The following is a 12,771-nucleotide window of genomic DNA, read 5'->3' as shown; positions in this document are numbered from 1 at the left end:
CCTCTAACCCTCGACACTGATGCCGCGGGACTTCAGGTCCTTGACCGTCCAGTCCTGCATGTGCGCCAGCAGATCGGACACCTTCTGCTCCTTGTTGACGACCTTGGCCCAACCGGCCTGCATCTCGGTGAACATGGCGGTCCAGTCGGGCCCGAAGGTCCAGTCGGTCGTCACGGCCCCCAGACTCTCCGTCACCACCTTCTGCGCAGCCTGATAGTTGCTCCCGAGCAGCTTCTCGGAGACGGCCTCACCCACATACGACTGACTGTCGGCCAGGGCCGGCATCACCCCGTTGCCGGTGGTGGGGGAAGCCATCGTCTTCACGGCACCGGCATTGGTGGACATCCACAACGCGGCCTCCGCGGCCTGCTGAACGTTCTTGCACTGCTTGGTCACCAGCGTCACACTGCCGGTCAGATTGGTCCCCGCAGGCGTCTTGGCAGCCTCACCCGCATACGTCGGCCACGGCGAAAGGGCCCACTTCCCAAAGGACTTGGTGAAGTTCTGCACCATGCCGGCCATCTGCCAGGTCGAGATCTGCCGGGTCGCGGTCCCACCGTCGTCGTAGTTGCGCTGCACGGCGGCGTAGTCGGCGAAGGACAACTTCGAATTCAGATCACCGTCGATGATCTCCTGAATCACCTTGGCCGCCTTCAGACTGCCCGCGTCCTGGAAGTCCACCTTCCAGGAGTCGCCGTCGATGGCGTACCAGTGCGCCCCGGCCTGCATCGCGAGCACCTCCAGCGTGCTGGGATCCTCCCCGGCGAAGTTGGTGATCTTCACCCCGTGCTTCTTCAGCACCTTGCCGGCGGCGATGAAGTCGTCCCACGTGACCGGAGCCTCGACGCCGTACTTCTTGAAGACATCGGTCCGATAGATGGTGAAGTTGGGCGAGGAACTAGTAGGCACCCCATACGACTTGCCCTGCACCTGGGCACTCGCCCAGGACCCGCCATTGAACTTGCCCTTGCTGCCGTCCACGTACTGACTGATGTCGGCGAGCGCCCCCTGCGAGACCCAACTGGTCACGTACTCGGCGGTGTTCTGCACGAGACAGGGCGCGTTGCCCGCCTTCACGGCGTTGGTCAGCTGCTTCTGCATGGTCAGCTGGTCGGTCACCTTGGTGTACTTGAGCTTGATGTCCTTGTGGGCGGCGTTGAAGGCCTTGACCACCGCCTCCTGACCGTTGGCCCAGCCCCAGAAGGGCAGGGTGACCGGGCCGGACGACTTGGTGTCGTCCCCTGAGTCCGACCCGCCACAGGCGGCGAGCAGACCCGTCAGCGCGATTCCGGCGACGGCGGCGTGGGCGAACCTTCTCCGGGAGCTGGTGAAGTTCATCTGACCGTGATCCTTCGGGGATTGGGCGTTCTCAGAGGAAGAGGACGGCGGCTCGGGCGCCCACCGGAACGGTGGCCTGACAACCATCGGCTCGCGGCTACGGAGAACCGGCGGGGAACCGACCAAGCGGAAGCTGCGGAAGCGGTAGAAAGCGGTTGTCGAGAAGGTAGGCCGACAGCTATGCCAGTAGCAAGAGGTGTGCGCGAACTTCTTATCTGAGGTGGGCAAACGCGCTGGTAGAACGCAGTAACCGTTTACGAAACGACACCGCAACCGGTTCCCGAACGAGCCCGCCCCACACCACCGTCAGCGCCTACGGCTGGGCGGCGGGCGGCCGCACGGAGTTGCGCACGACGACATGGGTGCCCAGCACCATATGGTCGCCGTCACCCCCCTTGCGCCGCCCCGAACCACCCTCACGCCGGTCGGCCACGGCACGCAGGGCAACCCGGCCCATCTCCTCGTACGGCACGTGCACGGTGGTCAGTTGGGGAGTCAACTGTGAAGCCAGCGGGATGTCGTCATAGCCGACGATCGAGACGTCCTCCGGCACCCGCAACCCGGCAGCCCGCAGCGCCTGCATGGCCCCCGCGGCAACGACGTCCGTCCCGGCAAGCACGGCGGTGAAGTTCAACCCCGCCCCCAGACTCCCCTCAACGGCCTCGTACCCGTGCTCATAGTCGTACGGCCCGTGCCGCACCATGTCCGCCTCGAAGGGCACCCCGTACGCCTCGAAGGCCCGCCGAGCACCCCTCAATCGCCCCTGAGCGGTGGTGAGTTCGGCGTGTCCCGGCAGGACAAGCACCTTGCGATGCCCGGCCGACAACAGATGGCTGGCCATGGCATAGGCGCCGCCCTCGTTGTCGTAGTCGACGGTCGTGGCCGGCACGTCCCCCTCCAGCGGAGGCCGCCCCACCAACACCAGATGGGACCCAGCAGCGTCCAGCGACCGCGCAAACCGGGCCATGCGCAACTGATACTCGTCGTAGTCGTACGCGCCCCCCAGCAACACTACGGCGGCAACGCCCTGTTGCCGCATCAGGTTGACCAGCGCCAACTCCCGCTCGGGATCGTCCCCGGTGGTACCCACCAGCGACAGCCACCCCCGCAGCGTGGCGGCCCCTTCAACTCCCTTGGCCACGTGGGCAAAAGCGGCCCCGGTGATGTTGTTGATGAGGATGGCGACGGTCGGAGTCCCACCCCCCGCCAGCGAGCGAGCATGCGCATTGGTGACGTAGTCGAGATCCTGCACGACCTTCATCACCCGCCGCCGCAACTCCTCCGACACCGGATAGTTCCCGGACAACACCCGGGAAACACTCGCGACGGAAACTCCGGCCCGCTCGGCCACGTCACGGATGGTGGCCCGCCCGACATCACTGGCAGCCTTGCGCTGACTCACGGCCGCGACTCCTCGAACTCACAGGCCAGACCCCACCGGAACAGATCAGTCACCGGCCCAGAAACCGTATCCCATACAAAACCCCGTCCCCCCAAACAACCACAGACCAACGGCAAGGGCCCACCAACGGCCCGTGGACCAACGCGCCGGCCGCGAGAGAGCCGTAGGGGCGCGCCGGTGTCGAGAGACCGAACGCGCGGAGGCGCGAAGCGCTGAGCACGATCGGGCTCTCGACACCGGCATGGAGCGCCCCGAAGGCGACCGAGCAAGACATTGTGCACGGCACCTGCAAAAGTCACAGCCAAATGCCGTGCACGCAAACGCTGTTCACGCCCCCTCACTCAGCTCACCTCACCCTCACTCAAACCGCCTCAAGCCAAACCGCCCCCAAAAACCCACTCAACTACAAGCCGCCCACCCCTCAACCCACCCACCCCTCAACCCACCCACCCCTCAAGCCACCCGAACCAAATCCGCAAACCGCACCTCATGCCCCAACCCCACCCCCTGCGCCACCCGCTCCAACTCCTCCACCACGATCAGCCCGAGCCGCTCCAGCTCGTTCCCGAGCGACCCGGCGATATGAGGCGTGAGAAAGACATTGGGCAGCCGGTAAAGCGGTGACCCCGCAGGCAGCGGCTCGGGTTCGGTCACGTCGAGCACCGCATGCAACCGCCCGGAGACCAGTTCCCCCTCCAGCGCGTCGGGATCGACCAGCGCCCCCCGAGACGTGTTGATCAGCACGCCCCCGTCCCGGATCAACGCAAGCCTCGACGCATCGAGCATCCGATACGTCTCGGGAATGTCGGGCGCGTGCAGCGACACGATGTCACTCCGCCCCAACAGCTCCTCCAACCCGACCAACTCGGCCCCCAGTGCCGCGGCTTCACTCGCCGTCACATACGGATCGTGCAGCAGCACCGAGAAGTCGAACGGCCGCAAGAGCTCCAGCAGTCGTCGCCCCACCCGCGAAGCCCCGATGACCCCGACGCGACGGCCGACGTTGCCCGTGCCCGCCGTCTCGGCGTGGGACGGATACCGGTGCTCGGCGCGGAAGCGCTCGCGGTGGGCGAAGGTGTCCTTCCCGGTGAGCAGGATCATGGCCAGCGTGTACTCGGCGACCGGCAGCGCGTTGCCGGTCACCGCGCTGGAGACGGTGATTCCGCGTTCCCACACCGCGTCGCCGACCAGTGAGCGGATGGAGCCGGCGGCGTGCAGGACGGTGCGGAGTCGGGGCGCGGCGGCCAGGACGTCGGCGTCGAGCGGTGGGCAGCCCCAGCCGGTGATCAGGACCTCGGCGTCGGCGAGGGCACCGGCCACCGCCGGGTCGGCGAAGTCCCGTACCACGAGCGTGGGGTCGAGGTCGGAGGCGCGTGTCAGCCGGGCCATGAGGGGCGGTGGGAAGAGCAGCGGGAGGTGGACCGGATCCATCGCGAACACGGCCCTGGGCGGCTGCGGGTTGGGCATGACTCTCCTGACCACGAGATCTGACCACGGGACGGAAACATTTTCAGAAAGCGCCTTCTACCGTAGATCTACCGTAGGTCTCCCGAGAAGGGCCGGTCAATCACTCGGACCGAAGGCCAACCGGTTGCCCGATTCACCGGGAACGCAAGCCCGCACCCCCCACCCACCGGCACCCCCAGAGTTTTCGAAACTTGGTCATCCCTCTTGACGCCCTCGGCGCCCAGAAGGAAGCTCCCTCCACCGCCTATAGAAACCGGTTCCCGAAAACTTCTCAGCGTAGAGACCTGGAGGGTTCATGCGCACCCAGGCCGGTGCTCCGCCCAGCCGCCGCCGCTTCCTCGCCCTGTCGGCGGGAGGCGCCGCGGCCGGCGCGGCAGCGTTGAGCGGCTGTGCCCTGCAAGTGGCCGGTGCTGCGCCCGGCGGCGGCGAGCGCGTCACCGTGATGGTCAAACTGGACGACATCTCCCCGGAGTTGATCCAGCAGGCGCAGAAGGAACTCGGCATCGGGATCACCGTGGTGCAGGACGACATCACCCGGCTGATCGCGATGCTCACCAACGGGAGCCCGCCGGACCTGGTGCGCGGCAGCGGCGCTCTCGACGTGCCGTACTTCGCCGCCCGGGGTGTGGCCGAGAACCTGGACCCGTACTTCGCCAGGTCGACCGTGCTGAAGGTGGACGACCTGGACCCGGCCAACGACCTGTGGCGTTACGACGGGCGGACCCAGGGCAAGGGCCCGCGCTACGGCATGGCGAAGGACTTCTCGCAGGACGCGATGTTCTGGTACAACTCGGCGCTGTTCGACAAGGCGGGCGTCGACTACCCGCCCGACACCGAGCCGATCACGTACGACGCATGGCTGGAGAACGCCAAGCGTCTGGCCCGGCGCAAGAACGGCCAGACGACCGTCTACGGCGGCAGTTACAACGGCCTGGGTCTCGGCATCCTCTTCACCAACCTCACGGCTGCCGCCGGCGGCAGCCTCTTCTCCGCCGACTTCAGTCGTGTCGACTTCACCAAGCCCGAGGCCCGCAAGGCCCTGACCTGGTACGTCGACTACGCCAAGGCCCGGATCGGACCGAGCCTCGTCCAGCCCAACCCCGACGGCTGGGACGGGCCCACCTACGTCGCGAACCGGATGGCCATGTCCGGCAGCGGCTACTGGCTGGGCGGCATGATCAACGCCGAGCCGAAGCTGGCCGAGGTGTCCCGGCTGGCGCCCGCGCCGGTCTTCGAGGGCGGCCCGCGGCTCAGTTCCTGCCAGGGGGCCACCGGCATGTGGATGCCGAAGAAGGCGCGCAACAAGGACGCGGCCTGGCGGGTCTTCGAGTGGTTCTTCGGCGAGGGTCCGGCCAAGGCGCGCGCGGAGGGCGGCTGGGGGATTCCGAGCCTGAAGTCGCTCCAGCCGCTGATGCCGCACAAGGAGGACTACCAACAGCGCGTCATCGAGGTGCAGAAGGCCGAGTTGAAGCACTTCTCGGTGACTCCGTTCACCCCCTACATCAAGTGGGACGCGCTGGAGGCCCTGATCAACCAGGTCATTCCGGCCGCGATGAACGGCCGGATCTCCGTCGACACCCTCGCCGGACGCCTCAACTCGGTCGTCAACGAGCAGATGAAGCGCGGTAAGGAGCAGGTGGGATGACAGCCGAACAGATCCCCGAAGCCGTACGGCGGCCCCGAACCGCCGCTCGCCCCGGCACCGAACGCACCACCTCCGCCGGCACCACCCCCACCCCCAACTCCATCCGCACCGGCGCCAGCCGCTCCACCGACCTGCCCCGCGGTTCCATGACGGTCCGCCGGCGCCGGGCGTTCTACATGTTCACCTCGCCCTGGATCATCGGTTTCGCGCTGCTGACCGTCGGTCCGATGGCGTACGCGCTCTGGCTGAGCTTCACCACCTTCGACGGCATCTCGCCGCGCTGGCGCTACGTCGGCCTCGGCAACTACCGCGAGCTGCTGTCCGACCCGGTGACCTGGGACTCCCTGGGCCGCGCGGGGGTGTTCGCGCTCACCTCCGTACCGCTGTCGATCGTCGCGGGCCTCGCCCTCGCGGTCCTGGTCAACCGCCCGATCAAGGCGCGCGGTCTGTTCCGCACGCTGCTCTATCTGCCGGCGGTGGTGCCCCCGGTCGGCGCGGGGCTCATCTTCAAGCAGCTCTTCAACCGGGACTCGGGTGCCGCCAACGGCGTCCTGCATGTCTTCGGCATCGACGCCCTCGCCTGGCTCGACGACCCGTACGCCCGCTACGTGATCCTGATGGCGGTGCTGTGGGGCGCCGGAAACGTCATGATCATCTCGCTGGCCGGCCTCCAGGACGTACCCCGCGAGCTGCACGAGGCGGCGCGTATCGACGGCGCGAGCGCCTGGCGGACCTTCCGTAGCATCACCGTTCCGCTGCTCTCGCCGGTGCTGCTGTTCCAGGTCGTGACCGGGATGATCGCGTCGGTGCAGACGATCATGCCGCTGCTGATCGCGCCCGTCCCAACTCCCGCCGGAGTCACGGCGATTCCGCAGACCAACTACATGTACATGATGCACGTGTTCGCCCAGTACTTCGCGATGGGCCGCTACGGCTACGCCTCCGCACTGCTGTGGGTGCTCTTCGTCCTGATCCTCATCGTGACCGGAATCGTCTTCAAGGCCACGTCCGGAGTGGTGTTCTACAACGTCGATCCGGAGGCGAAGAAGTGACTCCCACGACCCTGCCCCCGAAGAGCTCGCACCCGACGGCCCCGACACCCCCGGCAGGCGTCCGCATCCGCGTCAACCGCCTCGTCCTCTACACCGTCCTCGTAGCGATCACCGGCCTGATGCTCGGCCCCTTCGGCTGGCTGATCGTGACGGGCCTCAAGACGACCCCCGAACTGGCCGCCTCCCCGGTGCACTGGCTGCCCGACCGGATCCAGTGGCACAACTTCGCCGACGCCTTCACCCAGATCGACTTCCTGGGCTACGCCCGCAACTCCCTCATCATCGCCCTGATCTACGCCACCCTCGTCACCCTCAGCTCTGCCTGGGTCGGCTTCGGGTTCGCCCGCCTCAACGCCCCTGGAAAGAAAGCCCTGTTCGGGGTGCTCCTCGGCTCGATGATGCTGCCGCAGATGATCACGCTCTTCCCGACCTACCTCATCTTCGCGAAGCTCGGCATGGTCGACACGTACTGGCCGTGGGTGCTGTGGGGCCTGGCCGGCGCCCCCTATCTCGTCTTCCTGTTCCGGCAGTTCTTCGCCGGGATGCCGCGGGAGCTGGAGGAGGCCGCGATCGTCGACGGCTGCGGGTACGCGGGGATCTTCTGGCGGATCTTCCTGCCGCAGTCCTGGCCGGTGCTGGCCGCGAGCTTCGTGATCGCCTTCACCTGGAGCTGGGGCGACTTCATCGCCCCGATGCTGTTGCTCTCCAACGACCGCACGACGCTCTCCGTCGCCCTCATGACCTCGTACGTCACTCCGGGCGGGCTGCCCGTGAACAACCTGCTGGCCGCGGGCTCGGTGATGTACGTCGTGCCGATCCTCCTGATCTTCCTCGTAGCCCAGCGCGGTTTCGTCGCCGGCATGTCGACGACCGGCCTCAAGTAGCCCCTGCCGTAAGCCCTTCACCAGTCCCTTCCCCAACACCTTGCAAGGAGTCGCAGATGAACACGCCCCTGTCCCGTCGAACCGCCCTCCAGGCCGCCGGCGCCACCGCGCTCGCCGCCGGTCTCGCGAGCGGCCTCACGGCCACGGCCGCCCACGCGGACGGCCAGGGCCTTGGCCACAACTCCCGCCCGAAGCTGGTCACTTACCCCCGCCCGGCCACCATGCCGACCAACACCACCTTCAAGGTGCGGGCCCGCACCGCCCCCGACGGCGAGTGGCGGACCCTGGACATCTGGCGTCCGCAGTTGGAGGAGATCAACGCCACCACCGGCTCCGGCAAGGTCTACAACTCCTCGATGGTGTACTTCGACTTCCGAGGTTCCGTGGAGTTGGAGGTCACCTACCTCAAGGGCGGCACCACCAAGGCCCGGGTGAGACCGGACGCGCTGGGCATCTCGCCCGAACTCCTCGGCGACACCCTGCGGTTCACCCTCGACGAGCCGCGTGACGTCGTCGTACAGATCAACGACGAGATCTTCGACTGCCTGCACGTCATCACCAACGCCCTTGAGAAGCACGCCCCTTCGGCCGACGACCCGGACGTCATCTACTTCGGCCCGGGCGTGCACACCGTCACCGGCAACGTCCTGACCGTCCCCAGCGGCAAGACCGTGTACCTCGCGGGCGGCGCCGTGCTCACCGCGCAGGTCTACTTCAAGGACGTGGAGCGGGCCCGCCTCACCGGACACGGCGTGCTCTACAACAACCCCGGTGGCGCGATCCTCTGCGAGGGCAGCCGGAACATCCGGATCGAGGACGTCATCATCCTCAACCCGGCCGGCTACGCGGGCACCTTCGGGGAGAGTCACAACGTCCGTGTCCGCAAGGCCCGTTCGTTCAGTTCGAAGGGCAACGGCGACGGCTTCGACGTGTTCTCCTCCACCGGCGTCCACTTCGACGGCTGCTTCATGCGCAACTCCGACGACTGCTTCGCGATCTACGCCCACCGCTGGGACTACTACGGCGACACCCGCGACATCACCATCGAGAACTGCACGCTGTGGGCCGACGTGGCCCACCCGGTCAACGTCGGCACGCACGGCAACAGCGACGCCCCGGAAATGATCGAGAACCTCGTCATCAAGAACGTCGACGTCCTCGACCACCGTGAGCCCCAGATGGGCTACCAGGGCTGCGTCGCCCTCAACCCCGGCGACTCCAACCTCATCAAGAACGTCCGCATCGAGGACCTCCGGATCGAGGACTTCCGGCAGGGCCAGGTGATCCATATGCGGATCATGTACAACACGAAGTACAACACCTCGGTCGGGCGCGGCATCGAGGACGTCTACATCAAGAACCTCACGTACACGGGCACCCACGCCAACCCGTCCCTCTTTCTCGGCTACGACGCCGACCACGCCATCAAGAACGTCACCTTCGAGAACCTGGTGATCAACGGGCTGGTCGTTGCCGACTCGATGAAGAAGCCGACCTGGTACTACACCACCGACTCGGTCCAGTGGTTCTCCAACGAGCATGTGACGAACCTGAAGTTCCTCACGACCGCCGAGGCGGCCGCCGCGTCATGACCGTCCCAGTCACCGCCCACGCCTCCACCGACGCTCCCGTCACCCCGAGCCGTCGGGGCTTCCTCGGCGGTACGGCCGCCGCCCTGCTGCTGGCGTCCGGCACGAGCGGACTGCTCGTGCCCGGTACGGCCCGGGCCGCCGTACCGCAGCACCACGGCACCCCGAGAACCTTCACCCACCCGGGTCTGCTCCACACCACCGCCGACCTGGCACGCATGAAGACCGCCGTCGCCGCCAAGTCGGCCCCGATCCATGACGGTTACCTCGCGCTCGCCGCCCACGCCCGTTCCCAGTCGACCTACGCCGTCCAGAACACCGGCCAGATCACCTCCTGGGGCCGCGGCCCCGCCAACTTCCAGAACCAGGCCGTCGCAGACTCGGCCGCCGCCTACCAGAACGCCCTGATGTGGTGCGCCACAGGGGAGCGCACCCATGCGGACAAGGCCCGCGACATCCTGAACGTCTGGTCGTCGTCCTTGACGACGATCACCGGCGCCGACGGACCGCTCGGCGCCGGGCTGCAGGCCTTCAAGTTCGTCAACGCGGCCGAACTCCTGCGCCACACCGGCTACGACGGCTGGGCGCAGGAGGACATCGCGCGCTGCGAGCGGTCGTTCCTCGACGTCTGGTATCCGGCGGTGTCCGGCTACATGCTCTACGCCAACGGCAACTGGGATCTGACGGCCCTTCAGACCATCCTGGCCATCGCGGTGTTCTGCGAAGAGCCGGTTCTCTTCGAGGACGCCCTGCGCTTCGCCGCGGCCGGCGCAGGCAACGGCAGCGTGCTCCACCGCGTCGTCACCGACGCCGGCCAGGGCCAGGAGTCCGGCCGCGACCAGGGCCACGAACAGCTCGCCGTCGGCCTGACCGGCGACCTCGCCCAGGTCGCCTGGAACCAGGGCGTCGATCTGTGGGCCTTCGACGACCACCGCATCCTCGCCAACTTCGAGTACGCGGCCCGCTACAACCTCGGCGGCGACGTCCCCTTCACCCCCGACCTCGACCGCACCGGCAAGTACATCAAGCAGGCCGTCTCCGCGACCGGCCGCGGCACCCTGCCGCCGATCTACGAGATGGCGTACGCCCACTACTCCGGCGTCCGCGGCCTCGACGCCCCGAACATCAAGGCCGCAGTCTTTCGCGGTACCGCCGGCACCCGCACCGTCGAGGGCGGCAACGACGACCTGCCCAGCTGGGGCACCTTCACCTACGCCGGTACGACCGCCCCGACGCCGACCGCACCCGCAGCCCCGGCCGGCGTCACCGCGAACGGCACCGACGACTCCGTCACCGTGGCCTGGCTGCCGTCCACTTGGGCGGACACGTACACCGTCCGCCGGGCCACCCGCCCCGAGGGCCCGTACGAGGAGATCGCCACCGGAGTCACCCAACCGACCTACCGCGACCGCAAGGTGCGCCCGGGACGGACGTACCTCTACACCGTCCGCGCCTCCAACTCCCAGGGCGGCAGCGGGGATTCACCTCCGGCGGCCGCCACGGCCGGCCTCCCCGGACCTTGGTCCACGCAGGACCTCGGCGACGTACGGATCCCCGGCTCCGCCGCCTTCGACGGCGAGCGCTTCGTCCTGGAGGCGAGCGGCACCGCCGACACCTACCGCCTCGCCCATCTCCCGCTGCGCGGCGACGGCACGGTCACCGCGCGGATCGTGTGGCCGCTCAGCTCGCAGTACGCCAAGATCGGCGTCACCGTGCGCGCTTCTCTGGACGCCGGCGCACCGCACGCGGCCATGCTGATCCAGGGGCTGCCACTGCACACCTGGAGCGGGGTGTGGAGCGTCCGCGCCAAGACCGGAGCTGTCGTCTCCGCGACCGGAAGCACGCCCGTCCCGCCCTCGCAGCAACAGGCGATCACCGTGAACGCCGCCTTCCCGATCTCCGACCTCGGCGCCCTGCCCGAGTCGGCCACCCCGCTCGAAGCCCCGTACGTAGAAGGCGCGGGCGACGGCTACCGGCTGCGGGCGCCCTACTGGGTGCGGGTCACCCGCAGGGGCCGGCGGCTGACCGGCGCGATCTCGCCGGACGGCGTCCGCTGGACCCAAGTCGGTTCCGCCGAAGTCGAGTTGGGGCGCACCGCGTACGCCGGTCTGGTTCTCACCTCCTGCCTCGGCGTCGACGCGGAGTACGCCGAGACCGGCACCGGAGCCTTTGACAACGTCAGCGTGACCGGCGCCGTCGGCGAGGTGTGGTCCGTGCCGAGCCCCGCCGGCACGGCCACCGGCCTGCACGCCACCAGCGGCGCCGACGCCGTCGAGCTGGCCTGGACCGATCCCGATCCCGCCGCCCGGTTCAAGGTGCTGCGCGCCACCCACGCAGACGGCCCGTACCGCACGATCGCGACCGGCATCGGTGCGGTCGGCTTCGGCACCCGCGTCCGGTACGCGGATGTGACAGGCGTGCCCGGTACGACGTACCACTACGTCGTCGCGAAGACCAACGCCGGTGGCAGTGGCCCGCGTTCGCGGTCCGCCGCCGCGACGATGCCGACGCCTACGGCTCCCCAACTCACCTCGTCCACCGCGCTCTTCGCCAACAAGGGCGCCCCTTTCCAGTACCGACTACGCGCCACTCACGAGCCCGTGCGCTTCACCGCGCACGGCCTGCCCGACGGGGTGCGCCTCGACCGGCGTACCGGTCTGATCTCCGGAACGCCCAGCGGGACGGGGGAGTTCACCATCACGGCCGGTGCGGGCAACGCGGCCGGTGTCGGCTCCGGTGTCCTCGCGCTCGCGGTCGGCAGCGCGCCGCCCGCGCCGTGGACGTACGGCGACCTCGGCGACACCGTGCTCGACGACCGTGTCTTCGGGACGCTGGGTGTGGTGGCGATCACGACGCCGGGCAGTACGTCGTATGACGGCGGGACCTTCACCGTGCGGGGCGCGGGGGTCGATCTCAACGCCAACGGCCAAGGAATGACAGGCCAGTTCGTGCGGCGGCCGATCAGCGGTGACTGCGAGGTCGTCGCGCGGATCGTCTCCCGCAGCGGGGTGAGTACGGACCGGATCGGGCTGCTCATGGCGAAGTCGCTGTCGCCGTTCGACCAGGCGGCGGGGGCCGTCGTCACCGGCGGGAGCACCGCTCAGCTCATGCTCCGCAAGACCGTGGCCGGTGCCTCCGTCTTCACCGGTGGCGCGGCCGTCACCCTCCCCGCCCTGCTGCGGCTGAAGCGCGTCGGGACCGCCTTCAGCGCAGCGCTGTCCACCGATGACGGCGTCACCTGGACCCCCCTCGCCGACGGAGTGATCCCCGGCTTCGGTGACGCCCCCTACCACGTCGGCCTGGTGGTCTGCTCGCGCAGCCAACCGGTCCGCTGCACCACCGAGTTCGACGAGGTGAGCATCACGCCCACCTGATCCGTCATGGATTGGAGATG

8 protein-coding genes are annotated in these 12,771 nt (G+C 68.2%); 5 read left to right on the top strand and 3 right to left on the bottom strand.

Annotated features, from left to right (window positions below):
• Positions 1-3: 3 nt before the first annotated feature.
• From M2283_RS04260 to M2283_RS04250, 3 genes are all read right to left on the bottom strand, one after another.
• Positions 4-1,338 (bottom strand): ABC transporter substrate-binding protein, encoded by a 1,335-nt coding sequence (locus M2283_RS04260; RefSeq protein ID WP_280874580.1) that lies wholly within the window; start codon positions 1,336-1,338, stop codon positions 4-6.
• Between the two features lie 313 nt (positions 1,339-1,651).
• On the bottom strand, positions 1,652-2,740 hold the full coding sequence (locus M2283_RS04255) for a LacI family DNA-binding transcriptional regulator (protein ID WP_280874579.1): 1,089 nt from the start codon (positions 2,738-2,740) through the stop codon (positions 1,652-1,654).
• A gap of 453 nt (positions 2,741-3,193) precedes the next feature.
• Positions 3,194-4,207, bottom strand: coding sequence for a hydroxyacid dehydrogenase (locus M2283_RS04250; RefSeq protein WP_280874578.1), 1,014 nt, complete (start codon positions 4,205-4,207; stop codon positions 3,194-3,196).
• Positions 4,208-4,502: 295 nt separating this feature from the next.
• Between M2283_RS04250 and M2283_RS04245 the strand changes: the two genes are divergently transcribed.
• From M2283_RS04245 to M2283_RS04225, 5 genes are read left to right on the top strand one after another with little or no spacing between them, the layout of a single operon-like run.
• Entirely contained in the window at positions 4,503-5,852 is a 1,350-nt protein-coding gene (locus tag M2283_RS04245) for an extracellular solute-binding protein (RefSeq protein ID WP_280874577.1), read from the top strand.
• Complete coding sequence (locus M2283_RS04240) at positions 5,849-6,904, top strand: carbohydrate ABC transporter permease (RefSeq protein ID WP_280874576.1); 1,056 nt, start codon at positions 5,849-5,851, stop codon at positions 6,902-6,904. Before M2283_RS04245 ends, M2283_RS04240 begins: the two co-directional genes overlap by 4 nt.
• Complete coding sequence (locus M2283_RS04235; RefSeq protein ID WP_432423019.1) at positions 6,901-7,788, top strand: carbohydrate ABC transporter permease; 888 nt, start codon at positions 6,901-6,903, stop codon at positions 7,786-7,788. The genes M2283_RS04240 and M2283_RS04235 overlap by 4 nt, the downstream gene beginning before the upstream one ends.
• A 56-nt stretch (positions 7,789-7,844) precedes the next feature.
• Entirely contained in the window at positions 7,845-9,380 is a 1,536-nt protein-coding gene (locus tag M2283_RS04230; protein WP_280874575.1) for a glycosyl hydrolase family 28 protein, read from the top strand.
• On the top strand, positions 9,377-12,751 hold the full coding sequence (locus M2283_RS04225) for an alginate lyase family protein (RefSeq protein ID WP_280874574.1): 3,375 nt from the start codon (positions 9,377-9,379) through the stop codon (positions 12,749-12,751). The genes M2283_RS04230 and M2283_RS04225 overlap by 4 nt, the downstream gene beginning before the upstream one ends.
• The last annotated feature ends 20 nt before the right edge of the window (positions 12,752-12,771 follow it).

The sequence above is a fragment of the Streptomyces pseudovenezuelae genome, assembly GCF_029892565.1.
Taxonomy (GTDB): Bacteria; Actinomycetota; Actinomycetes; order Streptomycetales; family Streptomycetaceae; genus Streptomyces; species Streptomyces pseudovenezuelae_A.
The sequence above is the reverse complement of the archived record's forward strand: the minus strand, read 5'-3'. Positions and strand labels throughout refer to the sequence as shown.

Coding starts and splice junctions, on each gene's coding strand:
- M2283_RS04245 (WP_280874577.1), top strand. CDS start 4,503: ATGCGCACCCAGGCCGGTGCTCCGCCCAGCCGCCGCCGCTTCCTCGCC.
- M2283_RS04225 (WP_280874574.1), top strand. CDS start 9,377: ATGACCGTCCCAGTCACCGCCCACGCCTCCACCGACGCTCCCGTCACC.
- M2283_RS04260 (WP_280874580.1), bottom strand. CDS start 1,338: ATGAACTTCACCAGCTCCCGGAGAAGGTTCGCCCACGCCGCCGTCGCC.
- M2283_RS04230 (WP_280874575.1), top strand. CDS start 7,845: ATGAACACGCCCCTGTCCCGTCGAACCGCCCTCCAGGCCGCCGGCGCC.
- M2283_RS04240 (WP_280874576.1), top strand. CDS start 5,849: ATGACAGCCGAACAGATCCCCGAAGCCGTACGGCGGCCCCGAACCGCC.
- M2283_RS04250 (WP_280874578.1), bottom strand. CDS start 4,207: ATGCCCAACCCGCAGCCGCCCAGGGCCGTGTTCGCGATGGATCCGGTC.